The sequence below is a fragment of the Azospirillaceae bacterium genome (assembly GCA_028283825.1).
Classification (GTDB): domain Bacteria; phylum Pseudomonadota; class Alphaproteobacteria; order Azospirillales; family Azospirillaceae; genus Nitrospirillum.
Genome location: JAPWJW010000003.1, coordinates 2,588,156 through 2,613,484, shown reverse-complemented (window position 1 = coordinate 2,613,484; position 25,329 = coordinate 2,588,156). Strand labels below are relative to the sequence as shown.

The following is a 25,329-nucleotide window of genomic DNA, read 5'->3' as shown; positions in this document are numbered from 1 at the left end:
TTGGCGCTGAGGGCAATAATGGGTGTGTTCGACTTCCTGAAGAAGGACGTGGTGGAGAAGGTGAAGGTGCCGGCATTGACCGCCAGCGTCGTCATCAATTCCAAGACCTATCCCATCGGCAACATGGCGGTGGACAGCTTCACCGCCACCGGCGCCGCCAGCCTGGGCAAGGGTACGGCCTTCAAGATGAAAGTGGCGTTCAAGGACAGCAAGGAGAACGTCGCCTTCGTCTGCGACGGCCAGGTGGCCACCGTCATGGGCAAGGACGCCAAGATCAGCTATGTCGGCCTGGATGAGGCGCGACGCCTGAAGGTGGCCGGCTTCCTGACGCGGTATCTACGCTCACGCTAATATTTTCGTTTGCCCTCAGACGCCGGGCGCGGCCATCCGGCCGCTTGGCTGATCCTCGATTTTCAGTCCGCTGACGCTCCCCAAAAATCTCCGGCGGCCCCGTCGGGGCCTACATTGGCGTCGGAACATCTTGCATCGCCGGTTAGAGCAAGATGCGATCAGGCATGATCGCATCTTGCTCGTAAGCTGTTCATGATAGAGCGGATTTACACGATCAGGTGATTCCACCTGATCGCGTTCCGCTCTAAGGCGATCTTCAGGGTTTCAGGCGCCGACTCGTCGCCATGGTCCATCCATGGTATTTCTCGGCGATGCGCATCCTGGTTTCACTCATGCTGGGTTGGTTCGCGGTCACGTTGACCGCCGGGGTGGCGCATGCCCAGTCGGACCCGCCGCGCACGCCCTCGCAATGGATGCTGCCGCCGGGACCGCCGCATGACGGCATCCCGCTGGAGCGCACCAACCCCGGCCATCTGGGCCCCGGCCCGGTGGAACCGCGCCCCCGGCCGGCCATCGCCCTGCCCCTGCCGCCGCCCTACACCCTGCCGCGCATCGTTTATGCCTTCGCCCAGCCCGCGACGCGGATGATGGTCTATTCCAAGGCGCTGTCCGCCGCCTGCCGCCGCGGGCGTTTCATCCAGCGCATCAACCTGCTGTATCGCGCCTTCGGGCCCAAGGAATCACCCCTGGGGGTGGCCTACGGCACCTGGGCCATCAACCTGGTGGACCCGGACCGGCAGCGCCAGATGGGCGAGGTCTATTTCTTCGACCGGCAGGACACCGGCCTCTGCGCCGTGTACACCGCCCAGCAGACGGCGCTGCTGCCCTGGTATTACGGCCCCGGCGGCGGCTACGGCCGCACACCCGCCGGCACGCCACCGGGCGCGGCCCCGGCGGCGGTGCCCAAAACCCCTTGAGAACATTCGCCAAAACGGCCCGCAAGCGCTGGCAAGCCCCTGGGGGTTGCGGTATGCGCACCCCCCCACCCCATATGCAGCGCTTCCCCCCAAGGCCGGCCCCCTTTATATAGGCTGCTCAGCCGAACAATCCCCCGCGCCATCATTCCAGGGCGGGGGATTGTTTTGTGTGGCCGGCGTCTGGAGCCCCCTTCGGGATGGGCCGGACGGTCCGGGCGGTAGAATTCAAAAAATGGCGGCTGACCCTCATGCCTAAACGCACAGACATCAAGTCCATCTGCATCATCGGCGCCGGCCCGATCATCATCGGCCAGGCTTGCGAATTCGATTATTCCGGTGTGCAGGCGTGCAAGGCGCTGAAGGAAGAGGGGTACCGGGTCATCCTGGTCAACTCCAACCCCGCCACCATCATGACCGACCCCGGCCTGGCCGACGCCACGTATGTGGAGCCCATCACCCCGGCCGTCGTCGCCAAGATCCTGGAAAAGGAGCGCCCCGACGCCCTGCTGCCCACCATGGGCGGCCAGACGGCGCTGAACACGGCGCTGAAGCTGTTCCATGACGGCACGCTGGACCGGCTGGGGATCAAGTTGATCGGCGCCAAGGCCGACGTGATCGAAAAGGCGGAAGACCGCCTGCTGTTCCGCGACGCCATGGACAAGATCGGGCTGCAAAGCCCCAAGTCGCGCATGGTGAAGTCCGAGGCCGAGGCGGCCGACGCGCTGGCCTTCGTGGGCCTGCCCGCCATCATCCGCCCCAGCTTCACCCTGGCCGGCACCGGCGGCGGCATCGCCTACAACAAGGCGGAATACAACGACATCGTGCGCGGCGGCCTGCGCGCCAGCCCGGTGGGCGAAGTCCTGGTCGAGGAATCGGTCCTGGGCTGGAAGGAGTATGAGATGGAGGTTGTGCGCGACTGCCGCGACAACTGCATCATCATCTGCGCCATCGAGAACATCGACCCCATGGGCATCCACACCGGTGACAGCGTCACCGTGGCGCCGGCACTGACGCTGACCGACAAGGAATACCAGCTGATGCGCAACGCCTCGATCGCGGTGCTGCGCGAGATCGGGGTGGACACCGGCGGGTCCAACGTCCAGTTCGCCGTGAACCCCGAGGACGGCCGCGTCGTCGTCATCGAGATGAACCCCCGCGTCAGCCGCTCGTCCGCCCTGGCGTCCAAGGCCACCGGCTTCCCCATCGCCAAGATCGCGGCCAAGCTGGCCGTTGGCTATACGCTGGATGAGCTGGACAACGACATCACCGGCAGCACGCCCGCCAGCTTCGAACCGACGATCGACTACGTCGTCACCAAGATGCCGCGCTTCGCGTTCGAGAAGTTCCCCGGCGCCGACCCGCTGCTGACCACGTCGATGAAGTCGGTGGGCGAGGCCATGTCCATCGGCCGGAGCTTCGCCGAATCGGTGCAGAAGGCCCTGCGCTCCATGGAAACCGGCCTGACCGGCTTCGATGAGATCGACCTGACCGACGGCAGCGGCGTGGCCGATCCGCTGAAGATCCGTGCCGCCCTGTCCAAGCCGACGCACGACCGCATCCTGGTCATCGCCCAGGCCTTCCGCCACGGCCTGACGGTGGAGGAAATCCACGCCGCCTGCCGCGTCGATCCGTGGTTCCTGCGCCAGATCGAAGAGGTCATCCAGACCGAGGCGGCGGTCCGCAAGGGCGGCCTGAGTGCCCTGGCGGCCCGGGATTTCGCCCGGCTGAAGTCCCAGGGCTTCTCCGACGCGCGCCTGGCCACCCTGACCGGCAGCACCGAGGCCGCCGTGGCCACCGCCCGCCGCGGTTTCAACGTGCGCCCGGTGTTCAAGCGCATCGACACCTGTGCCGCCGAATTCGCCAGCAAGACGCCCTACATGTACTCCACGTACGAGGGTGACGGCAGCGTGCCCGGCGATTGCGAATCCGAGCCGACGGACAAGAGGAAGGTCGTCATCCTGGGCGGCGGTCCCAACCGCATCGGCCAGGGCATCGAGTTCGACTATTGCTGCGTCCATGCCGTCTACGCCCTGCGCGAGGCCGGCATCGAGACCATCATGGTCAACTGCAACCCCGAGACCGTGTCCACCGACTACGACACCGCCGACCGGCTGTATTTCGAGCCGCTGACCGGTGAGGACGTGATCGAGCTGGTGCGGACCGAACAGTCCAACGGCACCGTGCTGGGCGTCATCGTCCAGCTGGGCGGCCAGACGCCGCTGAAGCTGGCGCGCGACCTGGAAGAGGCCGGCATCCCCATCCTGGGCACCAGCCCCGACGCCATCGACCTGGCCGAGGACCGCGAACGCTTCCAGCAGCTGCTGCACAAGCTGGGCCTGCGCCAGCCCAACAACGGCCTGGCGCGCTCGCTGGAAGAGGCGGAGAAGGCGGCCGACGAGATCGGCTTCCCCGTCGTCATCCGCCCGTCCTACGTGCTGGGCGGCCGCGCCATGGAGATCGTGCACGACAAGGCCGGCCTGAAGCGCTACATGGCGCAGGCGGTCAAGGTGTCGGGCAAGAATCCGGTGCTGATCGACAGCTACCTGCAGGACGCCATCGAGGTGGACGTGGACGCCGTCTGCGACGGGACCCAGGTCTACGTCGCCGGCATCATGGAGCACATCGAGGAAGCCGGCATCCATTCCGGCGACAGCGCCTGCGCCCTGCCCCCCTACACCCTGCCCAAGCCGGTGGTGGACGAACTGTCGCGCCAGGCCGAGGCGCTGGCCCACGGCCTGAACGTCGTCGGCCTGATGAACATCCAGTTCGCCATCAAGGCGAATCCGGACGGCAACGGCCCGGCCGGCCAGGACATCTACATCCTGGAAGTGAACCCGCGCGCCTCGCGCACCGTGCCTTTCGTGGCCAAGGCCACCGGCACCGCCATCGCCAAGATCGCCGCCCGCGTCATGGCCGGCGAAAAATTGAGCGATTTCAAGCTGGGCGGCGCCTTCCCGCCGCACACGGCGGTGAAGGAAGCGGTGTTCCCCTTCAACCGCTTCCCCGGCGTCGACATCCTGCTGGGGCCGGAAATGCGCTCCACCGGTGAGGTCATGGGCCTGGACAAGCAGTTCGCCCTGGCCTTCGCCAAGGCGCAGCTGGGCGCCGGCGTCACCCTGCCCACCACCGGTACGGTGTTCATTTCGGTTCGGGAACGAGACAAGCCCCACCTGGTTCCGGTGGCCCGTCGCCTGGTCGATCTGGGCTTCAAGATCATCGCCACGTCCGGCACGGCCAAGACGCTGTCGGCGGCCGGCATCCCGGTCTCGCCGGTGAACAAGGTGCTGGAGGGCCAGCCGCACATCGTCGATGCCATGATCGATGGCGCCGTGCAGCTGGTGTTCAACACCACGGAAGGCGCCCAGGCGGTGTCCGACAGCTTCAGCTTGCGCCGCACCGCACTCGTCAATAACATTCCCTACTACACGACGGTCGCGGGTGCCCGCGCCGCCGTGGACGCCATCTCCGCGCTGCGTACCGGCAGCCTTGAGGTGGCACCGCTTCAGTCTTATCTGAGCGGGACTTATTAACCTGCGGGTGATCGACCGACCTGGGGATGACGGCCGACCGGCCGCCACCCCGGGGGAAGGTTACCCTCGGGACGGTTTCTCGTTGTCGCGATGCGGCCCCCAGGGCACGCCCCAAGGACAGCCCTTGGGTTCTGAGTAACGGAATATCGAAGGCTATGGAAAAGATCCCGATGACGGCTGCGGGCTACAACCGCCTGCAAGAAGAACTGAAGCATTTGAAGGTCGTCGAGCGGCCGGCCGTGATCAAGGCCATCGCCGAAGCGCGCGAACACGGCGACCTGTCCGAAAACGCCGAATACCATGCCGCGCGGGAGCGTCAGAGCTTCATCGAAGGCCGGGTCATGGAGCTGGAGGACAAGGTCAGCCGCGCCGAGGTCATCGACGTGGCCAAGCTGACCGGCAACACCGTGAAGTTCGGTGCCACCATCCGCCTGGCCGATGAGGACACGGATGAGGAATCGACCTATCAGATCGTCGGCGCGGACGAAAGCGACATCAAGAACGGCTTCCTGTCGATCACCAGCCCGCTGGCCCGCGCGCTGATCGGCAAGCATGTCGGCGACAATGTCGAAGTGACCACGCCGGGTGGCTCCAAGAGCTATGAGATCGTGGAGATCGCCTTCCGCTAAGGCGGAACGCCCGCACGGCACAAAAGAAAGGCCCCCGCTGGATGATCCGGCGGGGGCCTTTCTTTATGCGAACGCGAGCGCCTGGCGACTGAGGAGCGACATTTGATCATCCACGATCAAATGTCGCGCCCATCACTCCCCGTCTTCGTCATCCAGCGATTCCGGACCGACCTCAACGTCGATGGGAACGCCGGGCGTATACTTGGACTGGCGGATGGCCAGGGCCGACTTCACGTGGCTGACGTTGGGGGCCGCCGTCAGCTTGGTGGTCAGGAAACGCTGGTAGCTGTCCCAGTCGGCGGCCACGATCTTCAGTAGGAAGTCGGTTTCGCCGGCCAGCATGCTGCATTCCCGCACCTCGGGCCAGCTGTTGACCATGCCTTCGAACTTCTTCAGGTCGGCTTCCGCCTGGGAGGACAGGCCCACCTGCGCGAACACCGTGACGCCGAAGCCCAGGGCTTCCGGGTTGATGTCCGCGTGATAGCCCCGTATGAAACCCGCCTCCTCCAGCGCGCGCACGCGCCGCAGGCACGGGGGGGCGGAAATGCCGGCCCGCCGGGCGAGTTCCACGTTGGTCATTCGGCCGTCCGCCTGCAGGTCACGCAGGATACGCCGATCAATTCGGTCGAGTTTGACCCGCCGCATGATATTGTCTTTTGCTCCGGGGAGGGGTGGGGAGGAAAGGATATTACATAGATTGCCGTCCGCCCCCAGGCAAGCAAGATTGTTGCGCAAGAAACGATCCCTCATCCCCGTGACGACGACATCAGCCCATCCATGACCGCCGCCACCCCCGACCGCACCGCCGCCGCCGCGACGGACGTACCGCCCGCAACCCCGCCCACCTGCTGGGTTTTGACCGACGGCAAGCCGGGGATGGAGAACCAGTGCCTGGGCCTGGCGGAGGCCGTGGGCGCGACACCGGTGGTCAAACGCGTCCATTTGAAAGCGCCCTGGCGGCAGCTGACGCCCTACCTGCCGCTCAGCCTCACGCGGGCCCTGACCCCCGACTCCGACACCCTGGCCCCGCCCTGGCCGGACCTGCTGATCACCTCGGGCCGGCAGGGCGTGGGGGCGGCGCTGGCCATCCGGCGCCGGAGCAGCGGCCGCACCTTCTGCGTCCACATCCAGAACCCGGGGGTGCCCTTCGGCCTGTTCGACCTGGTGGTCATGCCGGCCCATGACCGCAAGGACGGGCCCAATGTCATGGAAAGCCTGGGCGCCCTGCACCGTGTGACGGCGGCGCGCCTGCGGGATGAGGCCGCACGCTTCGCCCCCGCCCTGGACCACCTGCCCCACCCGCGCGTGGCGGTGCTGATCGGTGGGTCCAACGGCGTCTACCAGTTGACGCCCGCCATCACCGAGCAGCTGGCCGACCGCCTGGCGGCCCTGGCCGCCAACGGCGTCGGCCTGATGGTGACCCCGTCCCGCCGCACCGGTGCGGAGAACGAGGCCGTGCTGCGCCGGCGCCTGGGCGGCGCCAACGCCGTCGTCTGGGACGGCACCGGCCCCAATCCCTATTTCGGCTATCTGGGCCTGGCGGACGCCGTGCTGTGCACCGGCGACAGCGTGTCCATGGTGTCGGAGGCCGCCAGCACCGGCAAACCCGTCTACGTCATCGCCCTGGAGGGCGGGTCGGCCAAGTTCGACCGCTTCCACGAACTGATGGTGGAACGGGGCGTCACCCGGCCCTTCACCGGCACGCTGGACGATTGGGCGCCCACGCCGCTGGACGACACCCCGCGCGTGGCGGCGGAAGTGCGCCGGCGCATGGCCGCCCGCCGGCCGGCACGGCCCTGAGCCGCGACGACATACGGCCGCTTCGCCTGTGTAATTTTGCCTGTGTTATAGTGACGCCGACCCTTCGAACGATTTGATCGCCGCGCCCGAATTCCCATGTTTAGGCGTGCGCGGATATTGACCCCGATGCGCCGCCGCCCCACCTGGGGTGAGGTATTTGCGAGTCAATATCATCAAGAATGATTCTAAAGTAATGCCATCCATCGGGGGCTGACCCCGGATGCCAGCCTAGAAGAAGCAGGACCATGATCGGCACCTCCGCCACGTCGAACACCTCCCCCACGGCCGCCCCCGGCGCCTTGGCGACGGACCCGGGCCGCAACATCGACCTGGCCGCCTTCCGCGCCATGCCGCTGTCGCACGATCCCTTCACCCATCTCATCATCCCCGGCTTCGTGCGGGCGGAGGCGCGCGCCGCCATCCACCGTGACTTCCCAGAGATCGAACTGCCGGGCAGCTTCCCCTCGCGGGAACTGAGTTACGGCCCGGCCTTCCAGTCCCTGCTGGAGGAAATCCAGGGCCCGGCCATGACGGCGGCGTTCGAGGAGAAGTTCGGCATCGACCTGACCGACCACCCCACCATGGTGACGGTGCGCGGCCGGGCCAAGGCGCAGGACGGGCAGATCCACGTCGACAGCAAGACCAAGATCATCACCGTGCTGATCTACATGAACCCGGCGTGGGAAAGTGCGGAGGGCCGCCTGCGCCTGCTGCGCGGCCCTGACAGCCTGGACGATGCCGTGGCCGAGGTCCCGCCCGAGGAGGGCACCCTGCTGGCCTTCCTGAACGGCCCCACCGCCTGGCACGGGCACACCAGTTTCGTCGGCCAGCGCCGCGCCATCCAATTGAACTGGGTCCGCGATGACGGTGTGGTGAAGCGGGAACAGTTCCGCCACGCCCTGTCGGCCAAGATGAAGCGGCTGAACCCCTTCCGCTGAGTTTGCCGAACGGCCGGCCATCTGTCCTTTTGGCGGGCCTACCCTTATAACCCACCGATGCGCCGCCGGCCCCGCTGCCGGCGGTCCCCATTCCTGGACCGGTTCATGCCCCTTAAGATCGAGACCTTCAGCAGCGTCACCGGCGGCAGCAGCTATTTCAAGGCCATCGGCCATCCGCTGGCGGCGGAGCCGGCGCGGATGCTGCTGGCCGATCTGCGCGCCGCCGGCCGGGTCGCCATCTACGATCCGCTGAACATGCTGGAGCCGTTCGACGAGATCCATCACCTGACCGATGTGACCGTGGCCGGCATCTATGTCCAGAACGTGGACAAGATCGGCCAGCCCCTGCTGGGCCGCCCCGCCCAGCCGGTGACGGAACTGGCCGACGCCAGCGTGGACGCCGTGTTCGTGGCGGCCTTCGATGCCGACCGGCTGGTGGAGCACATCCGCCACCTGATCCCAGCCGGCGTGCCCGTGTTCTCGCTGGACCCGCTGAAGCTGCCGCCGGACCTGCTGACCGATCCGCGCACCTATCTGGCGCCGCTGAACTTCGCCACCAACTACGCCTTTTTCCGCGACGCGGACGGCCACCATACCCGGGTGGTGACGGCCAACTACTGGTCCAGCTATGGCGCGGACGAGCCCTATCTGTGGCTCTGCCTGTTCGACGGCGCCGGCCAGGTGCTGGCGCGCTGGACCCAGGACCTGCCCGGTGCCGACGGCACCGTGGTCATCGACAGCGCCCAGGTGCGCAAGCGTTTCGACTTGGCCGAGTTCACCGGCCAGCTGTTCATCCACGTGGTGAACGCCGCCGGCCACGACGTGGTGAAGTACGCGCTGGACACCTATGGCGACGGGGCCGACACCCTGTCCTGCACCCACGACGCCAACGCCTGGCCGTCCGATTTCTATGCTGGCCTGCCGGCGCCCCGCGATGACGAACAGGTCATCCTGTGGGTGCAGAACAGCCACCCCTGCCCCATCCCGGTGGGCGCCGTCGCCCTGAACCTGATGGGACATGACGTGGCGGTGCCGATGAACCGGGAGGTCGCCCCCTACGCCACCTTCCCGCTGGACGTGGCCAGCCTGCTGCCCGAGGCCCGCTGGCCGCAGCAGGTGGAGATCCGCGCCGGCAAGCATTTCGTCCGCCCGCGGTACGAGGTCATCCGCCGCACGGCCACCGGTGGCGTGCGCCGCCGCATCGCCCACCCCAACGTGGAACGGGGCGATCTGAAGCCCGATCCCAAGCTGGCGGCCCTGACCAACCTGATGGGCAAGGGTTTCATCCTGCCGGCGCCCATCTTCCCGGCCAACCGCTTCCGCACCATCGCCCTGCCCACGCCCATGGCGACGACGCAGGCGCACCTGCCGCTGACCGCCATCGTCTATGACGCCGATGGGACGGAGGTGGCGCGCCGCGACCTGGGCAACCTGCCGCGCAACCACGAGATGGCGTTCGAGGCGGCGGATCTGCTGGGGGCCAAGGCCCTGCCCTCCGGCTACGGCCATCTGGAACTGATCTACGACTTCGCGTCCGGTACCGAGGCCGACGGCTGGCTGCACGCCCTGTTCCGGTATGAGGACGCGACCAGCGGCCACGCCGCCGAGACCAGCTTCGGCGCCCACATGTTCAACACCGTGCTGACCTACCGGAACGAGCCGCAGTCCTATTCCGGCCGCGCGCCCGGCCTGTCCACGCGGCTGTTCCTGCGCACCGGCATGGCGACCGACGTCGACACCCTGTGCCACCTCATCTATCCGGCCAGCACGCCGTGGAAGCGGCGCTCAGACACCGCCCTGGTGCTGACCACCAAGGACGGGCGCGAAATCGCCCGCCGCACGGTCAACATCGCCTGTTCCGGCAGCTTCCACTTCCGCGTCGGCCAGACCTTCACCAGTGCCGAGGTGAAAGAGGCCGGCCGCGACGCCTATGTCCTGATCCGCGACACCACCTGCCGCCTATTCGGCTATCACGGCCTGATCCGCGATGGCGCCCACGGGGCATTCGCGCTGGATCACATGTTTGGGTTTTGAGTTTTGTTTTGTTCCCTCAAGCGCCGGGCGCCGGCATCCGCCGGCTTGGCTTCCTCGCTTTCCAGTCTGCCTGCGGCTCCCCGGAAAGCTCCGGTGGCCGCGGTCGCGGCCTAGGAAGAATACAAAAGGGCCGACGGAGCGATCCGCCGGCCCTTTTCCTTTTTTAGGGCTTCGCGGCCGCGGCCGCCTGGTCCGCCTCCAGCGCGCGGATGACGGCACGGGTGTCGCGGCCAACCTGGCGCATGCGATCAGCGACCAGATTGGTCAGCTTCTGCTGCTCCGCCACCGGGGCCTGGCGGGCAACCTCCGACATGTCCGGATCCTTCAGTTCGGCGGGATCGGTGTCCGGATCGGTCACGTAATGGGCCGGGAAGGTGCGCTCCAGCTGGGCGTCCAGCGCATCGGCGGCGGCGGCCGACTGGGTGCTGATGATGCCGCGCGGCGAGTCGGGCAGCAAACGGGGCAGTGCCGCGTCGCCCGTGGTGTCGCGCAGCGCCGCCAACAGGGGATCGGCCATGTCGCCGTGCTGATAGGCGGTCGCCATGCGGCGGTACTGGTAATTCTCCACCACCGTATGGCGGTTGGTGACGCGGGTCAGGGCCGCCAGCTTGGGGCCATGGACGCCCGCCATGTCCAGCACGCTGGTCCACAGCATGCCGGCCACGCCGACGCCGGGCAGGACGCGGGCGTGATAGGGTTGGGCCATGTCCTGGACGTAATGGACGGCCCAGCCGGCGAAGCGCCAGCCCCAGTAGGGATGCCCCTGGGCGAAGGCGAAGCGCGCCAGGGTCATGTACAGGTGGATGCGCGCCTCAGGGTAGGTGTGCTGCAGGAAAGGGGCGGCGCGGTAGATGATGCCGGCCTCGTGATAAAAACCCATATGGAAGGGCGCCTGGCTGCCGTAATCCAGGCGCGGGTTGCCGAAGGGCTGCGGCCCAAAGGCGTAGGGGGCGCTCTGCGCCGTGCCATTGTCCTGCCACAGGCCGATGTCCAGGCCGAAGTCCGGCTCGTTGGAGGCGGTGGCGACCACGTCGGCCACGGGCACGGTGGCCCCCTCCTCCACCCGCTCCAGGCTGGCCTCATCCAGGTCACCCAGGCTCTTGAGCACGCTCAAGTCGGTGAGGGGCATGACCTTGTCCGCCGGCACGACCACACCGGGCTGGCGCTGGAGGTACAGCCCCAGCGGCATGTCCTCATTGGCGCGGATGGCGTGCAGGAAGGCCCGGCGCAAAGCCGTGGCGTCGTCCGATGGGGACGCCTGGAAGGCCAGCGTGTCCGGCCGGGGGGCATAGAACGGGACGTTGGCCCGGGCCCACAGCTCTTCGTCATTCAGGACCTTGGCCAGCGGAGCGGCCTCTTTGGCCAGGAAGCCGGCCAGCGGCTCCACCGGCACGGTGCGGCCGCCCAAGTCCGGCAACACCGCCACCGCTTGCCAGGTGCACAGCGGGTGGTTGCTCCAGGCCCAGGCGGCCGGCTGGGCGGCGAAATAGAAGGCCGCCGTCAGGGCCAGGCCAAGGACACGGGTCTTGCGGAATGGGGGGCGTCGCATCTGTCTTCCTTGAAGGGGCGTTAACCGCCGTAAACGGCGGGGAGCATACCCGGCTTCAAAGTCATTTCCGCGACAAGCGCGCCTATTTACCAGCGTCGACTGGCGGCGCGGGCGCCACTGAATATGTGGGCACGGGCATGGCCAGCAGGGCGATGCCAACCGCGAGCCCCAGCACCGCCCAGACATAACGCTTCTGCCGCAGGTCCAGCAGGGCCCGCACCAGGCAATAGACGCCCGCAAGCACCGCGATGATCACGAAAGCCATGGGTCGTCCCTTACTGCGCGCTGGCGCTGCGGCTGGGCAGGCTGCCCACGGCGTCCAGCACCTGGGCCTCCGTCAGGATCTGCGGCCAGACCTCGGGCTCGGCCTGGCCAGGGCGGTAGAACAGGTAGAGCGGCACGCCGTCGCGGCCGTGGGCCTGCAGCACGCGGGTGATCACCGGGTCCTGCTTGGTCCAGTCGCCCTTCAGCAGGGCCACGTCGTGCGCCTTGAAGGCGGCATGCACCGTGTCGCTGGACAAGGCCACGCGCTCATTCACCAGGCAGGTGATGCACCAGGCGGCGGTGAAGTCCACCAGCACCGGCCGGCCATCGGCCCGCAGCTTGTCCAGCGCGTCGGGGGAGAAGGGCTGGAAACCGCCGGCATCCGCCACCTTGGGCGCCCCATCGGTGGCAGGTGCTGCCGTGCCGGTGTGGGCGGCCACCGCCCCCACGGCCAGCGCCAGGGCCATGATGGCGCCCACGGCACCGCCGCGCCGGCCCCAACCTTCCGCATAATGGGTGACGCCGTACAGCCAGGCGGCGAAACCCACCAGCACCACGCCGATCAGGATGTCGGCCATGCCGGCCGCCCCCACCTGCACCGCGAACACCCAGACCAGCCAGGCGGCGGACCCGTACAGCGGGAAGGCCAGCACCTGCTTCAGCCGTTCCATCCACGCCCCCGGCCGGGGCAAATGCCGCAGCAGCCAGGGGGAGAAGGCCAGCGCCAGGAAAGGCAAGGCCATGCCGAAGCCCAGCGACAGGAACACTGCCAGCGCCACGAACCACGGCTGCACCAGGGCGTAGCCCACCGCCGCACCCATGAAGGGCGCGGTGCAGGGGGTGGCCACCACCGTGGCCAGCACGCCGGTGAAGAAGGACGGCAGGTAGCCCTCACCCTGGGTCAGTTCCTGGCCGGCCCCCATGAAGCGGTCGCCGACGGTGAAGACACCGGACATGCTGAGCGCCAGCAGCAGCATGACGTAGGCCAGCACGGCCACGACCACGGGCGATTGCAGTTGGAAGCCCCAGCCGATCTCCTGCCCACCGGCGCGGAGCACCATCAGCACGCCGGCCACGGCGGCGAAGCAGGCCAGCACGCCCACGGCGTAGGCCAAGCCATGCAGGCGGGCATGGGCGCCCTGGTGGCGCACCAGGGCCATAGCCTTCATCGACAGCACGGGGAAGACGCAGGGCATCAGGTTCAGCACCATACCGCCCAGGCAGGCGAACAGCATGGCCTGCCATAGCGGCAGGGCGGCCTCGCCGCCTGCGGGGGCGGGGGCACCGGATGAGGCGGGTGCCGCCCCACCGGCGGGGATATGGATGGCCAGTGCCTGGGTGGTGGGCTGGCCATTGACCAACTCCGTCACCACCAGGATGCCGTTGACCGGGCCGGGCTTGGCGCGGCCGGTGGGCTTCAGGGCCAGCACCAGGCCGTCCTTGGTGAATGACAAGGCCTGGGGGGCGCCAGCCTCCACCAGGTCGGGATCCTCGGCGAAGAAATAGGCGTCCTTGACCTGGGCGGCCGTCAGGCCGGGGGCGGCCAGGCGCAGGGTCACGGCGGCCTGGGCGGTCTCCACACTGACGGGATAGGGGCTGTCCACGGGCAAGGCGGCGCGCGCCTCCGCAAACAGCGGCGCCACATCGGCATCGTTGGCGACGGCGGCGGCCACGGGCACGTCCAGCGTCAGCGTGGCATCCTCCGGCACGCAGACGTCGGCGCAGATCAGCCAATTGGCGGCGGCGGTCAGGCTGACATTGGTGCCGGGCTTGGCGTCAGCCGGCACGTCCAGCCTGGCCAGCACGTGGGTCGCCTTGTCATAACCGTAGTTGACCAGGGGGCCGGTGGTGAAGCGATGGGGGGCCGGGAAGTTCAGGGGCCCCGCCGTCCACCCGGCCGGCAAGGTCCAGTTGACCTCCGTCGGCAGGCCCGAGTCGCCGGGATTGACCCAATAGGTGTGCCAACCGTCCTGCAGCGTCTGGTCCAGCATGACCCACAGCGGCCGGCCCGGCACGGCCGGCCCCTCGGCCACCAGGCGGCTGACGGTATGTTCGGTGTGCACCGGCTCGGCACTTGCGACAGTCCCCCCGCCGAAAGCGCATGCCAGGGCGAATGCCGCCAGGGCGCCCTTGCGCGCCCATGCCTTAACCGCGTTCATCTAACCGCCGCCATCTTAAGGAAACCGATTTCCCTCACATGTAGTGCATGGCGGGCGCCGTCGCCATGGGGGATTGGCCGCACCCCTGGTTTGCGGGGCGAACCAATGTGCGGACCGCCATCGCGGATCCATCTGTGACGTCGGACGTTGAGCCCGGGCCCGCTTGCCGCTATCGTCCCCACCCTGGATGCATTTTGACGCCCACCCCACCATATCTAGAGGGCGGCGATGGTTCGGCCCCCAATCCAGTGGGGCCCCGTCCCCGCCAGGAACAGTTCCCATGACCACCCATCGCACCAAGGTCCTGATCATCGGCGGCGGTCCCGCCGGCTACACCGCCGGCATCTACGCCGCCCGCGCCAACCTCCAGCCCATCCTGGTGCAGGGCATGCAGCCGGGCGGGCAGTTGATGATCACCACGGAGGTGGAGAACTACCCGGGCTTCGCCCAGGCGGTGCAGGGCCCCGACCTGATGGAGCAGATGCGCCAGCAGGCGGAGCATGTGGGCACCACCCTGGTCTACGACGTCATCACCTCGGTCGATTTCAGCCAGCGCCCCTTCGTGTGCAAGGCCGACAGCGGTGATGAGTTCGTGGCCGACACGGTGGTCATCGCCACCGGCGCCCAGGCGCGCTGGCTGGGTGTGCCCGGTGAGCAGGAGTACCAGGGCGCCGGCGTCTCGGCCTGCGCCACCTGCGACGGCTTCTTCTTCCGGGGCAAGGAAGTGGCGGTGATCGGCGGCGGCAACACCGCGCTGGAGGAGGCGCTGTACCTGACCCACCACGCGTCCAAGGTCACGCTGGTCCACCGCCGCGACAGCTTCCGCGGTGAGAAGATCCTGCACGACCGCGTCTTCGCCAACCCGAAGATCGAGGTGCTGTGGAACCACAAGGTGGACCAGGTACTGGGCAAGGGCGGGGCACCGGACGGCGGCTTCGACTTCAACAACCCCAAGCAGGCCACCGGCCTGGCGCTGACCCACACCGGTACCGGCGAGACGCGTGAGCTGCCGCTGGACGGCGTGTTCGTCGCCATCGGCCATGACCCGGCGACGGCCCTGTTCAAGGGCCACGTGGATCTGGACGAGGAAGGCTATGTCATCACCGCCCCGGACAGCACCCGCACCAGCGTGCCCGGCGTGTTCGCCGCCGGTGACGTGAAGGACAAGGTGTTCCGCCAGGCCGTCACCGCCGCCGGCATGGGCTGCATGGCAGCACTGGAGGCCGAACGCTTCTTGGGCGGTCACTGAAAAAAAATGTAGCGGGCGCCGCAAACGGCCCCGAAATTGCGTTGCGGCCCCTGGATGGACCCAAAGTCCATTCCGGGGCCGCAACCCTTTGGACTTGCTCAAGTCCGGATCTGTCGATTTCAGCTTCGGAGCGTTGCCAAAACGGCACGCTGTGGCGGTAAAACGCCATATCATCCTATGGCCTAACCGTGTGGACACCCACAATCGGTAGCGTCTTGGACAAGCTGGGTATATATTCTTTGCATGGCGGCCCGCTTGAGGCCGTCATTTCCAGACGGTCCCACACCGGGATCGCAACGTCTTTGACGCATAAGGACCGGGAATGGATTGGGACAAGCTTCGCGTTTTCCACGCGGTGGCGGAGGCCGGCAGCTTCACGCATGCCGGTGAAACCCTGAACCTTAGCCAATCAGCCGTCAGCCGGCAGATCAGCGCTTTGGAGGAAAGCCTCCATGTGCCGCTGTTCCATCGCCACGCCCGCGGCCTCATCCTCACCGAGCAGGGCGAGTTGCTGTACCGCACCGCCCGTGAGGTGTTCGCCAAGCTGTCGATGACAGAGGCGATGCTTTCGGAAAGCAAGGAGCATCCGAAGGGCCCGCTGAAGGTGACGACCACCGTCGCCTTCGGGTCCACGTGGCTGACCCCGCGCATCCGGGAATTCCTGTCGATCTACCCGGACGTGCAGTTGACGCTGCTGCTGGACGATAACGAGCTGGACCTGTCCATGCGCGAGGCGGACATCGCCATCCGCATGGTGCCGCCGCGCCAGCCCGACCTGATCCAGCGCCACCTGATGACGGTGCGCACCCACCTGTACGGCCACCGCACGTACCTGGAAAAGCGCGGCACCCCGGAAACGGTGGAGGATCTGCAGAAGCACGATCTGATCGCCTATCCGTCGGACGCCAAGGCGCCGGTGCCCAACATCAACTGGCTGCTGGCCCTGGGCGACCCGCCCGGCGGCGAGCGCGACACCATCTTCCGTGTCAACAGCCTGTACGCCCTGTACAAGGCGGTGGAGAGCGGCCTGGGTATCGCGGCCATCCCCGACTACATCATCTCCGAAAGCAACCCCGACCTGGTCCGCATCCTGCCGGACGTGACGGGCCCGCGCATCGACGCCTATTTCGTCTATGCCGAGGAACTGCGTCACTCCAAGCGCATCGCGGTCTTCCGTGACTTTCTCGTTAAGAAGGTCGCAGAAACCTTCCCCGCAACGCATGCGCCCAGCGCATAGCTGAGACGGGTGATTGTGCCTTTAAACGGGGCATCAAAAGATTAAATATTAGGCCATCAGATGTTGCGTTGCAGCATCTGATGTTTCCCCCCGGATGCCCGTCCGGGGGTGGGCCTTCGGGCCCAACGTCTCCCAGACGTGAAGCCTCCCTGTTCAACTCGCCGGTAAGTCTTCGACTTACCGGCAGTTTTTTTAACTAGTCCCTTTTATTTAGCCCTTTTGGCTAGGCCTGGGAAAAACGCGGAAACCGCGCCCCGGGCGTTTCTGGTTTATTTGCCTGACACATACCAACCGTTTCGCATTCCACGCCGGGATGGGAACGGACCATTGCCGTTTTGCGTCCATCCCGGGCCTAAGCGCAGGCTCCCGCATGCCTGGACGCCGTCTCAGAAGAACTGTGCGGATGGAGAGACGTCCATGACTGGTCCTGTTGCTCGCGACACCAACATAGTCACCCGCTTTCCCTTGCAAATCGCGGATGCCAATCTGCGTTTACTGCATGACTATTGGGATATCGTGCGCCGTGACCGCGCCTTTCCCAACAGCGCCGAGATTGAAATCGTCGACCTGCCCGTCGCCCCCGGCGGCCTGATGCTGGTCGATGTGGCGCCTAATTTTATGGCATTCACGGTTCATTGGGTGGGCACCGACTATGTGCTGTGGCTGCGCCGCGACGCCACCGGCCGCCAGCTGGAAGACCTGCCCCCCTCCCCCAACGCCGTCCCGTTCGCGGAACTGCTGCGCCGGTGCGCCGACAGCGGCCTGCCCCAGACCCGCGCCCTGCCCGCCGCCACCGAGCTGGGCCTCCCCTCCGCCGACATCCTGGCGCTGCCCCTGGGCGGCGCTGACGGCAAGGTGAACCGCCTGCTGGTCGGCAGCGCCTTCAACCTGCCCCGCCGCCGCAGCCTGCACATCGTGGGTTAAGGTTTTACGCGCGCCCTTAAGCGTCGGCCGGCGGCAGCCACCGCCTCATCAGCTCCCGAAAAACGCCCGCAGCCGCGACACCGCCGCGTCCAGGATGGCGTCCTGCTTGGAAAAGCAGAAGCGGATGAGATGGGTGGGCGCGTCCTGCTCATAAAAGGCGCTGACCGGGATGGCGGCGACGCCGGCCTCCACCGTCAGGCGCCGGCAGAAGGCGGCGTCATCCTCGCCCACGCGGCGGCCGGGTGCGTCCGTGATATCCGCCACCACGAAATACGTCCCTTCCGACGGCAGCACGGGCAGGCCGACCGAGACCAGGCCCGCCGACAGCCGGTCACGCTTGGCCGCCAGCCCCGCCGCCAGCAGGCCGAAATAGGAATCGTCCTTGGCCAGGCCGTACGCCACGGCCGCCTGCAAATTGGGCGGGGTGGCGAAGGTCAGGTACTGGTGGGCCTTGGCCACCGGCTGCAACAGGGCGGGGGCGGCCGTGACGTAGCCCACCTTCCAGCCCGTCAGGGAAAAGGTCTTGCCGGCCGACCCGATGCGCAAGCTGCGGTCGCGCATGCCGGGCATGGCCATCAGCGGCACGTGCCGGCGGCCATCGAACACCAGGTGCTCATAGACCTCATCGCAAACGGCGTAGCAGTCGTGCTCCACCACCAACCGGGCCAGCAGCGCCAGCTCATCCGCCGACCACACCTTGGCCGCCGGATTCAGGGGGTTGTTCAGCACCACCAGCTTGGTGCGCGGCCCGAAGGCCGCCGCCAGCTCATCGGGATCGAAGGTCCAGCCGGGCGGCCGCAGGGGCACGAAGCGGGGGATGCCGCCGGCGCGGCGGATGATGGGGACGTAGCTGTCGTACAGCGGCTGGAACAGCACGACCTCATCGCCCGGCTCGATCAGGCCGAACAGGCAGGCGCCCAGCGCCTCGGTGGCGCCGGAGGTGACCATCACCTCCCGCTCCCAATCCACCGACAGGCCATAGAACCGCGCGGCGTGGGCCGCCACGGCCTGGCGCAGCGCCGGCAGGCCCATCATGGGCGGATACTGGTTGTTGCCCTCCAGCAGCGCCCGGGCGGCCACCTGCAGCACATCCTCCGCCCCCCGGTCGTCGGGAAAGCCCTGGCCCAGGTTGATGGCGTCGTGCGTGCCCGCCAGCCGCGACATGGCCTCGAAGATGGTGGTCCCGTACCCCGACAGGATGGCGTTACCTGATCGCACCTGGCATTCCCTCCGCTTGGGCGGGCCGTCACAGCCCTTATTCGCGTGATGCGCCAAGGCGGGACGGAGGTCAATCGAGTAAGGGTGAAGTCCAAATGGAAAAGGCCGCCAGCTAAACAGCGGGCGGCCTTCAAAGATGGTTTGGGGAGAAACTCAGGCCTGGCCGACCGGCGCCTGGAAGGCCAGGCCGGCGATGGCCAGGGCCGAGGGGGCGGTGCCCATGACATCGTTGGCGGCCACGTCGTTGGCGGCGATCACGGCGGCCGGCACCGGCAGGGCCGGGACAGCGACGTGGACGCGGGAACGGTGACGGTGGCGCCAGGCGTCGAAGCGGCCGAACAGCGGGCGGACCAGGCGCGGGGCGTGGTCGCGGGCGCGGACATAATGCCGACGGGCGGAGACGGAGTTGCGCAGCACCAGCAAGCCGCCCATCACCACCAGGGGCGTGGACACCGGCCCGGGAATGGGCAGCGACAGGACGCCCAGGCCCATGACCATGCCAGCCCGAGGCCTGCAACGCCGGACGGCGCAGGCGGGCGATTTCAACCCTGGGCAAGCACGTGGTGGTCATCATTTGGGGGCGGTGTCCCGGCGGAAGGAGCGGCCCGGATCGGCCGCCGTCGTTATTGATGACGGGACATTTGGCCGAAATTGCGATGGAAGCTAGACCCCCCTGGGGCAATGCGGATTTGTGTGCGCTGCAACCCGTGCATCGCCGACAGGATTAAGCCGTCACAATCCTTGACCCGCCCAAAAGAAAAGGGCGGAAACCCTGGAGTTTCCGCCCCTTCCCCAACCATTCGCCGGGGTGCCGGTCCAGGCCCCCGACCTATCCTTATGCCGCGGGCGGCAACCAGCGCAGGACTGGCTTGCGCGCCGCAGCGGTCTCATCCAGGCGTCGGCGCGGGGTGTAGCGGGGGGCGGCCAGGAAGTGGGCGGCATCGCCCGCCTTGGCCTTGCCCGCCAGGTGCCGCATCGCGCCGACGAACTGGTCGATGGTGGCCTTGGACTCGGTCTCCGTCGGCTCGATCAGGAAGGCGCCGTGCACGACCAGGGGGAAGTACATGGTCATGGGATGGAAGCCCTCATCGATCATCGCCTTGGCGAAGTCGAGGGTGGTGACGCCGGTGTCCTTCAGGAAGCGGTCGTCAAACAGGGCCTCATGCATGCAGTAGCCGTCGAACGGCACAGTCATCAGGTCCTGCAGCCGCGCCTTGATATAGTTGGCGTTCAGCACGGCATCGCTGGAGGCCTGGCGCAGGCCGTCGGCGCCGTGGCTGAGGATGTAGGCCAGCGCGCGGACGAACATGCCCATCTGACCGTGGAAGGCCTTCAGGCGGCCGAACGGCTGGTTGCCGCCCTCGACCTCGCCCTCATGCTCCACCAGGCGGAAGCCATCGGTCCCGTGCACCACATAGGGCAGCGGGGCGTAGGGGGCCAGCGCGTCCGACAGGACCACCGGGCCGGAACCCGGGCCGCCACCGCCGTGCGGGGTGGAGAAGGTCTTGTGCAGGTTGATGTGCATGGCGTCCACGCCCAGGTCCGCCGGGCGCACCCGGCCGACGATGGCGTTGTAGTTGGCGCCGTCGCAGTAGAAATAGCCGCCGGCGGCATGCACTGCGTCGGCGATCTCCTTCACCTGCGGCTCGAACAGGCCGCAGGTGTTGGGGTTGGTCAGCATGATGCAGGCGACGTCGGGGCCCAGCTTGGCCTTCACCGCCGCCACGCTCACGCGGCCGTTGGCCTCCGCCGGGATGGCATCGACGGTGAAGCCGCAGAAGGCCGCCGTGGCCGGGTTGGTGCCGTGCGCCGACTCCGGCACCAGCACGCGGGTGCGGCTGCTCTCACCCCGGGCCTGCAAGGCGGCGCGGATGGCCATCAGGCCGCACAGCTCACCATGCGCGCCGGCGGCCGGCGACATGGCCACCGCCGGCATGCCGGTCAGGGTCTTCAGCCAATGGGCCAGCTGGTCGATCAGCTCCAGCGCACCCTGCACCGTGGATTGCGGCTGCAAGGGGTGGATGTCGCTGAAGCCGGGCAGGCGGGCCAGCTTCTCGTTCAGGCGCGGGTTGTGCTTCATGGTGCACGAGCCCAGCGGGTACATGGTGCTGTCGATGCCGAAGTTCTTCTGGCTAAGGCGCGTGTAGTGGCGCACCACCGTCGGCTCCGACAGGCCGGGCAGGCCGATGGCGTCGCGGGCCTTCAGGCCGCCCAGGCGGCTGGTGACGGCCGGGGCCGCCTCCAGGTCCACGCCGGTGACGCCGGGGTTGTCCAGTTCGAAGATCAGCGCCTCTTCATGCACCAGCGCGCGGTTACCGGTGTAAGTGCCGACATCGGTGGCCGCCGCGGATTCCGCGTCCGGCGTGGTCTTGCGTCCTTGGGTATTCATCACTTCGTTCCTCCCAGGGCCTGGACCAGGGCGTCCATGTCGTCTTCGGTCGTGGTCTCGGTCACCGCCACCAGCAGCAGGCCGGCGAGGTCCGCCTGGGCCGGGTGGAGGCGGGAAACGGGCACACCGGCCAGGATGGGCTCGGCTGCCAGCGTGTCCACCACGGCCGCGGCATCACCCGTCACCTGGATGGTGAACTCATTGAAGAAGCCCTGGTTCACCACGGTGACACCGGCCGCCGCCAGCTTATCCGCCAATTGCACCGCCTTGGCGTGGTTCAGTTGGGCCAGGCCGGTGAAACCCACCTCGCCCAGCAGCGACAGGTGCATGGTGAAGGCCAGCGCGCACAGGCCGGAGTTGGTGCAGATGTTGGACGTGGCCTTCTCACGCCGAATGTGCTGCTCACGCGTCGACAGCGTCAGCACGAAGCCGCGCTTGCCGTCGGCGTCCACCGTCTCGCCGCACAGGCGGCCGGGCATCTGGCGCACGAACTTGTCGCGGGTGGCGAACAGGCCGAGGTAGGGCCCGCCGAAGTTCAGGCCGTTGCCGATGCTCTGGCCCTCGGCCACCACGATGTCGGCCCCCATGGAACCGGGCGAGGGCATCAGGCCCAGGCTCACCACCTCGGTCACCGCCACGATCAGCAGGGCGCCCTTGGCGTGGCAGGCCTCGGCCAGCGCAGTCAGGTCGGCGACGTGGCCGAACAGGGTGGGGTTCTGCACGACGACGCAGGACGTCTTGTCGTCGATGGCCGCCACCAGATCCTCGATCCCCTTGGGATCGGCCGGCAGGGTCACCAGGTCCACGCCCAGCACGCCGGTGGTGGTGGCCGTGACCTCACGGTAGTGGGGGTGCAAGCCGCCCGACAGCACGGCGCGATTGCGGCGCGTGACGCGGTTGGCCATCAGCACCGCCTCGGCACAGGCCGTGGCGCCGTCGTACATGGAGGCGTTGGCCACATCCATGCCGGTGATCAGCGCCACCTGGGTCTGGAACTCGAACAGGTATTGCAGGGTGCCCTGCGTCACCTCGGGCTGGTAGGGCGTGTAGCTGGTGAGGAACTCACCGCGCGTCAGCAACTGGTCCACCGCCGCCGGGACGTGGTGGCGGTAGGCGCCCGCTCCTAAGAAGCTGGGGCAGCTGCCGGCGGCGACATTGCGGGCGGCCAGGCGGCCCAGCGCGCGCTCCACCTGCAACTCGCCCTGGTGCGGCGCCAGGCCGGCGATGGGCTGCGTCAGGTGGGCGGCAACCGGCACGTCGCCAAACAGCGCGTCCACCGACGGCGCGCCGATGGCGGCCAGCATCGCCTGCCGGTCAGCCTCGGTCAGGGGCAGGTAACGCATCAGTGCTGACCTTCCACGAAGGTGTCGTAGGCTGCCTGGTCCATCAGGCCGTCCAGCGCCGTGGCGTCCTTCAGGGTCATCTTGAAGAACCAGCCGGCGCCCTGCGGGTCGCTGTTGACCAGCGAGGGGTCGTCCACCACCGCCTGGTTGCCTTCCACGACGGTGCCATCGACCGGGGCGTAGACCTCGCTGGCGGCCTTCACCGACTCGACGACGGCGGCGTCCTTGCCCTTGGTCAGGGCGCGGCCGGCCTCGGGCACCTCGACGAACACCACGTCGCCCAGCTGGCCCTGGGCGAAGGTGGTGATGCCGACGGTGGCCACATCGCCGTCCAGGCTGATCCACTCATGGTCTTCGGTAAAACGGATGGTCATGGCATTGATCCTTGAATAAGGCGTTTATCGATGCGGACTCTGGATCGTTCCGGGTCCGGAATTGGTTCAGCCGCGGTAGTAGCGCTGCGGCACGAAAGGCAGGCTGGCGACCTTGGCCGGCAGCGGCTTGCCGCGCACGACCAGCGACAGGGACGTGCCCACGGCGGCGTTGGCGGCGGTGACGTATCCCATGGCGACGGGGGCGTTGGCGCTGGGCCCGAAGCCGCCGGAGGTGACCTCGCCCACCGTCTGGCCGGCGGCGTCCTGGATTTCGGTATGCTCACGGGCGGGCGCACGGCCTTCCGGCTGGATGCCGACGCGGTAGCGGGTCGCACCCTCGGCCAGCTGGCGGCGCACGATGGCGTCGCCGGGGTAGCCCCCCTCCTCCCGCCGGCGCTTGGAGATGGCCCAGGTCAGGCCGGCCTCCACCGGGGTGGTGGTGGTGTCGATGTCGTGGCCGTAGAGGCAGAGGCCGGCCTCCAGCCGCAGGCTATCGCGGGCACCCAGGCCGATGGCGGCCACCTCGGGCTCCGCCAGCAGCAGGCGGGCCACGTCCTCGGTACGGTCGGCATTGATGCCGATCTCATACCCGTCCTCACCGGTGTAGCCGGAGCGGGCGATGGTGACGGGGATGCCCTTCAGGTCAGCGCTGACCATGGACATGAAGGGCATGGTGGCGACATCGGGGATGAAGCGGGCCAGCACGGTGGCGGCCACGGGGCCCTGCAGGGCCAGCAGGCCCCGGTCATCGCCCAGATATTCGATCTCGACGCCCGGCAGGCCCGCCGTCAGGTGGGCAATGTCCGGCACCTTGCAGGCGGCGTTCACCACCAGGAACAGATGGTCGCCCCGGTTGGCGATCATCAAATCGTCCAGGATGCCGCCCTGGTCGTTGGTGAAGAAGCTATAGCGGATGCGGCCCTGCTTCAGGGCCCTCAACTCACCGGGCACCAGCTTTTCCAGGGCATCCACCACGCCGTCGCCGCGCAGGATGACCTGGCCCATGTGCGACACGTCGAACAGGCCGGCCTTCTCGCGGGTGTGCAGATGTTCCTTCAGCACGCCCAGCGGATACTGCACCGGCATGTCATAGCCGGCGAAGGGCACCATTTTAGCCCCCAGCTTACGGTGCAGGGCGTTCAGGGGCGTGGTGAGAATGGGCGAATCGGATGAGGACGACATGGGGCCGGGAGACTCCTGGCGGACGAGATACCCCCCACATGGACGGATTCCATGCAGGGCTCGCCCCCCTCTGTCCCGGACCCTGAGAGATTCACGGGGGAAACCCGCTTACTCCGTCGGTGGGCATTGGCCTGAAACACCCAGCCCCATCCCAAACAGGATGGCGCCGGAATCAAGGCCGTGCCGCTTTCCAGATGCGCTTCTTTCTCGCGGTCCTTTTGCCTGAGAGTTTCCGGGGGCGGTTGCTCCTTCGGCGCCGGCCACCAATCGGGGCCGGTCTCTCCCGCGAGATGTCATCAGCTTCGCACTTGCACCCTAATCCAGGGGACCCCGGAAAGTAAAGCTGGCCAAAAAGTAAAGGCGGGCCGCTGCCCCGCGACCCGCCCTCCCCTGACCCATCCACCCTGGCGCCCCTGCCGGATGGACGGGCCTTGACCCTGAATGACCTCGAGGTACCGTTACTTGCCCGCCGGCACCGGCGGCGCCGGCGGCCGGGTGTTCAGGCGGATGTTGGCCTCCATCTGCTCCGGGGTCAGCTGGAAGCCCACCAGCACCTCGTAATAGCGGCCGTCCACCTCGGGACTGAGCGGGATGAACTGCGTCAGGCGTTCCACCGAACCGCCGCTGCCGCTGCTGACATCCAGCGTGACGTTGTAGGTCTGCTTGGTCAGGATCTTGCGGTCGGCGTCGGTCACCGCGACGAAGTAGGTCAGCGGCAGCGGGCCGCCGGCGAAGGCCGGGCCGGTGCTGGCGCCCACGCGCAGGTCCTCGGTTATCGTAATGCCCTGCTCGCTATACTCGCAGCGGCCCTGGATGTTGGGCATCACCGCGGTGTAGGCCAACTGGCCGTTGGCGCCCGGCACGCCCACCGAAGAGGCGTCGCGGACGATGGCCACGGTCGGGCAGCCCGGCCGATAGCCCACGTTCTTGTTGGCGCAAGCCGCCAACGACAGCATGAGAGGCATCCCCAAAAGCAGGGCCAACCGGGAGCGGGTGCCTTTCCTGGTGGGCGAACCTATATTATCGTCCGTATGGATGTTCATTGAAGCGGGGCTCGTCTGGAGTTGGACGCCGGCCGGCGTCGGGGCCCCGCGACAATAGAGAAGCCGCCATACACGCACAAGTCATCGCCTGCGCCATCGTTTATGATGGTGGCGGGCCTCCCGTATCGGCGCTAGTGATCCCCTGACAAGCCGATTTATGATGCACCGCCTTAACGGTTCCCGCATGGAACCCTTCCGG

At 67.6% G+C, this 25,329-nt stretch carries 21 protein-coding genes and 1 riboswitch; of the genes, 10 read left to right on the top strand and 11 right to left on the bottom strand.

Annotated elements, in window-relative coordinates; translation table 11 throughout:
• The first annotated feature begins 18 nt into the window (after positions 1-18).
• From PW843_24015 to greA, 4 genes are all read left to right on the top strand, one after another.
• Complete coding sequence (locus PW843_24015) at positions 19-351, top strand: hypothetical protein (GenBank protein ID MDE1149630.1); 333 nt, start codon at positions 19-21, stop codon at positions 349-351.
• A gap of 332 nt (positions 352-683) precedes the next feature.
• Positions 684-1,268, top strand: a complete 585-nt coding sequence (locus tag PW843_24010) for a hypothetical protein (protein ID MDE1149629.1) — start codon at positions 684-686, stop codon at positions 1,266-1,268.
• 248 nt (positions 1,269-1,516) lie between these two features.
• The gene (carB, locus tag PW843_24005; protein ID MDE1149628.1) at positions 1,517-4,798 is read left to right on the top strand and encodes a carbamoyl-phosphate synthase large subunit; all 3,282 of its coding nucleotides are present in this window, start codon (positions 1,517-1,519) and stop codon (positions 4,796-4,798) included.
• Positions 4,799-4,953: 155 nt separating this feature from the next.
• Entirely contained in the window at positions 4,954-5,427 is a 474-nt protein-coding gene (gene greA / locus PW843_24000; GenBank protein ID MDE1149627.1) for a transcription elongation factor GreA, read from the top strand.
• A gap of 132 nt (positions 5,428-5,559) precedes the next feature.
• Here greA and PW843_23995 read toward each other — a convergent pair whose 3' ends face one another.
• The gene (locus tag PW843_23995) at positions 5,560-6,072 is read right to left on the bottom strand and encodes an Lrp/AsnC family transcriptional regulator (protein MDE1149626.1); all 513 of its coding nucleotides are present in this window, start codon (positions 6,070-6,072) and stop codon (positions 5,560-5,562) included.
• Between the two features lie 132 nt (positions 6,073-6,204).
• Between PW843_23995 and PW843_23990 the strand changes: the two genes are divergently transcribed.
• From PW843_23990 to PW843_23980, 3 genes are all read left to right on the top strand, one after another.
• A complete protein-coding gene (locus tag PW843_23990) occupies positions 6,205-7,227 on the top strand; it encodes a mitochondrial fission ELM1 family protein (GenBank protein ID MDE1149625.1) in 1,023 nt (340 codons plus the stop codon).
• A 245-nt stretch (positions 7,228-7,472) separates the two neighbouring features.
• Positions 7,473-8,165: a 2OG-Fe(II) oxygenase gene (locus tag PW843_23985; protein ID MDE1149624.1), complete on the top strand. Its 693-nt coding sequence runs from the start codon at positions 7,473-7,475 to the stop codon at positions 8,163-8,165.
• A gap of 105 nt (positions 8,166-8,270) precedes the next feature.
• Entirely contained in the window at positions 8,271-10,199 is a 1,929-nt protein-coding gene (locus tag PW843_23980) for a hypothetical protein (protein ID MDE1149623.1), read from the top strand.
• A gap of 163 nt (positions 10,200-10,362) precedes the next feature.
• Here the strand turns inward: PW843_23980 and PW843_23975 are convergent, their stop codons facing one another.
• The 3 genes from PW843_23975 to PW843_23965 all read right to left on the bottom strand — a co-directional run bounded on the left by PW843_23975 (position 10,363) and on the right by PW843_23965 (position 14,171).
• Positions 10,363-11,748 carry a hypothetical protein gene (locus PW843_23975; protein MDE1149622.1) on the bottom strand — a complete coding sequence of 462 codons (1,386 nt, stop codon included), beginning with the start codon at positions 11,746-11,748 and terminating at the stop codon, positions 10,363-10,365.
• An 82-nt stretch (positions 11,749-11,830) separates the two neighbouring features.
• Positions 11,831-12,013 carry a hypothetical protein gene (locus PW843_23970; GenBank protein MDE1149621.1) on the bottom strand — a complete coding sequence of 61 codons (183 nt, stop codon included), beginning with the start codon at positions 12,011-12,013 and terminating at the stop codon, positions 11,831-11,833.
• 10 nt (positions 12,014-12,023) lie between these two features.
• The gene (locus tag PW843_23965; GenBank protein MDE1149620.1) at positions 12,024-14,171 is read right to left on the bottom strand and encodes a protein-disulfide reductase DsbD family protein; all 2,148 of its coding nucleotides are present in this window, start codon (positions 14,169-14,171) and stop codon (positions 12,024-12,026) included.
• A gap of 280 nt (positions 14,172-14,451) precedes the next feature.
• On the opposite strand from PW843_23965, the gene trxB reads away from it, so the two are divergent.
• The 3 genes from trxB to PW843_23950 all read left to right on the top strand — a co-directional run bounded on the left by trxB (position 14,452) and on the right by PW843_23950 (position 17,581).
• Positions 14,452-15,420, top strand: a complete 969-nt coding sequence (gene trxB, locus PW843_23960; protein ID MDE1149619.1) for a thioredoxin-disulfide reductase — start codon at positions 14,452-14,454, stop codon at positions 15,418-15,420.
• A 322-nt stretch (positions 15,421-15,742) separates the two neighbouring features.
• A complete protein-coding gene (locus PW843_23955) occupies positions 15,743-16,657 on the top strand; it encodes a LysR family transcriptional regulator (GenBank protein ID MDE1149618.1) in 915 nt (304 codons plus the stop codon).
• A 417-nt stretch (positions 16,658-17,074) separates the two neighbouring features.
• Positions 17,075-17,581 carry a hypothetical protein gene (locus PW843_23950; protein MDE1149617.1) on the top strand — a complete coding sequence of 169 codons (507 nt, stop codon included), beginning with the start codon at positions 17,075-17,077 and terminating at the stop codon, positions 17,579-17,581.
• A gap of 48 nt (positions 17,582-17,629) precedes the next feature.
• Here PW843_23950 and PW843_23945 read toward each other — a convergent pair whose 3' ends face one another.
• The 7 genes from PW843_23945 to PW843_23915 all read right to left on the bottom strand — a co-directional run bounded on the left by PW843_23945 (position 17,630) and on the right by PW843_23915 (position 25,043).
• On the bottom strand, positions 17,630-18,799 hold the full coding sequence (locus tag PW843_23945; protein MDE1149616.1) for an aminotransferase: 1,170 nt from the start codon (positions 18,797-18,799) through the stop codon (positions 17,630-17,632).
• A gap of 153 nt (positions 18,800-18,952) precedes the next feature.
• Entirely contained in the window at positions 18,953-19,297 is a 345-nt protein-coding gene (locus tag PW843_23940) for a hypothetical protein (protein MDE1149615.1), read from the bottom strand.
• A 337-nt stretch (positions 19,298-19,634) separates the two neighbouring features.
• Positions 19,635-21,188, bottom strand: a complete 1,554-nt coding sequence (gene gcvPB / locus PW843_23935) for an aminomethyl-transferring glycine dehydrogenase subunit GcvPB (protein ID MDE1149614.1) — start codon at positions 21,186-21,188, stop codon at positions 19,635-19,637.
• Positions 21,188-22,531, bottom strand: a complete 1,344-nt coding sequence (gene gcvPA, locus PW843_23930; protein ID MDE1149613.1) for an aminomethyl-transferring glycine dehydrogenase subunit GcvPA — start codon at positions 22,529-22,531, stop codon at positions 21,188-21,190. The genes gcvPB and gcvPA overlap by 1 nt, the downstream gene beginning before the upstream one ends.
• Complete coding sequence (gene gcvH / locus PW843_23925) at positions 22,531-22,905, bottom strand: glycine cleavage system protein GcvH (GenBank protein MDE1149612.1); 375 nt, start codon at positions 22,903-22,905, stop codon at positions 22,531-22,533. The genes gcvPA and gcvH overlap by 1 nt, the downstream gene beginning before the upstream one ends.
• Before the next feature lie 66 nt (positions 22,906-22,971).
• Entirely contained in the window at positions 22,972-24,087 is a 1,116-nt protein-coding gene (gene gcvT, locus PW843_23920) for a glycine cleavage system aminomethyltransferase GcvT (GenBank protein MDE1149611.1), read from the bottom strand.
• 200 nt (positions 24,088-24,287) lie between these two features.
• A riboswitch (glycine riboswitch) is annotated at positions 24,288-24,383 on the bottom strand.
• Positions 24,384-24,545: 162 nt separating this feature from the next.
• Complete coding sequence (locus tag PW843_23915; protein MDE1149610.1) at positions 24,546-25,043, bottom strand: hypothetical protein; 498 nt, start codon at positions 25,041-25,043, stop codon at positions 24,546-24,548.
• Positions 25,044-25,329 lie beyond the last annotated feature (286 nt).

What these genes read in the sequence shown, in the direction of transcription:
- PW843_24015 (MDE1149630.1), top strand. Translation starts at nt 19, where the DNA reads ATGGGTGTGTTCGACTTCCTGAAGAAGGACGTGGTGGAGAAGGTGAAG.
- PW843_24010 (MDE1149629.1), top strand. Translation starts at nt 684, where the DNA reads ATGCTGGGTTGGTTCGCGGTCACGTTGACCGCCGGGGTGGCGCATGCC.
- carB (MDE1149628.1), top strand. Translation starts at nt 1,517, where the DNA reads ATGCCTAAACGCACAGACATCAAGTCCATCTGCATCATCGGCGCCGGC.
- greA (MDE1149627.1), top strand. Translation starts at nt 4,954, where the DNA reads ATGGAAAAGATCCCGATGACGGCTGCGGGCTACAACCGCCTGCAAGAA.
- PW843_23995 (MDE1149626.1), bottom strand. Translation starts at nt 6,072, where the DNA reads ATGCGGCGGGTCAAACTCGACCGAATTGATCGGCGTATCCTGCGTGAC.
- PW843_23990 (MDE1149625.1), top strand. Translation starts at nt 6,205, where the DNA reads ATGACCGCCGCCACCCCCGACCGCACCGCCGCCGCCGCGACGGACGTA.
- PW843_23985 (MDE1149624.1), top strand. Translation starts at nt 7,473, where the DNA reads ATGATCGGCACCTCCGCCACGTCGAACACCTCCCCCACGGCCGCCCCC.
- PW843_23980 (MDE1149623.1), top strand. Translation starts at nt 8,271, where the DNA reads ATGCCCCTTAAGATCGAGACCTTCAGCAGCGTCACCGGCGGCAGCAGC.
- PW843_23975 (MDE1149622.1), bottom strand. Translation starts at nt 11,748, where the DNA reads ATGCGACGCCCCCCATTCCGCAAGACCCGTGTCCTTGGCCTGGCCCTG.
- PW843_23970 (MDE1149621.1), bottom strand. Translation starts at nt 12,013, where the DNA reads ATGGCTTTCGTGATCATCGCGGTGCTTGCGGGCGTCTATTGCCTGGTG.
- PW843_23965 (MDE1149620.1), bottom strand. Translation starts at nt 14,171, where the DNA reads ATGAACGCGGTTAAGGCATGGGCGCGCAAGGGCGCCCTGGCGGCATTC.
- trxB (MDE1149619.1), top strand. Translation starts at nt 14,452, where the DNA reads ATGACCACCCATCGCACCAAGGTCCTGATCATCGGCGGCGGTCCCGCC.
- PW843_23955 (MDE1149618.1), top strand. Translation starts at nt 15,743, where the DNA reads ATGGATTGGGACAAGCTTCGCGTTTTCCACGCGGTGGCGGAGGCCGGC.
- PW843_23950 (MDE1149617.1), top strand. Translation starts at nt 17,075, where the DNA reads ATGACTGGTCCTGTTGCTCGCGACACCAACATAGTCACCCGCTTTCCC.
- PW843_23940 (MDE1149615.1), bottom strand. Translation starts at nt 19,297, where the DNA reads ATGGTCATGGGCCTGGGCGTCCTGTCGCTGCCCATTCCCGGGCCGGTG.
- gcvPB (MDE1149614.1), bottom strand. Translation starts at nt 21,188, where the DNA reads ATGAATACCCAAGGACGCAAGACCACGCCGGACGCGGAATCCGCGGCG.
- gcvPA (MDE1149613.1), bottom strand. Translation starts at nt 22,531, where the DNA reads ATGCGTTACCTGCCCCTGACCGAGGCTGACCGGCAGGCGATGCTGGCC.
- gcvH (MDE1149612.1), bottom strand. Translation starts at nt 22,905, where the DNA reads ATGACCATCCGTTTTACCGAAGACCATGAGTGGATCAGCCTGGACGGC.
- gcvT (MDE1149611.1), bottom strand. Translation starts at nt 24,087, where the DNA reads ATGTCGTCCTCATCCGATTCGCCCATTCTCACCACGCCCCTGAACGCC.
- PW843_23915 (MDE1149610.1), bottom strand. Translation starts at nt 25,043, where the DNA reads ATGCTGTCGTTGGCGGCTTGCGCCAACAAGAACGTGGGCTATCGGCCG.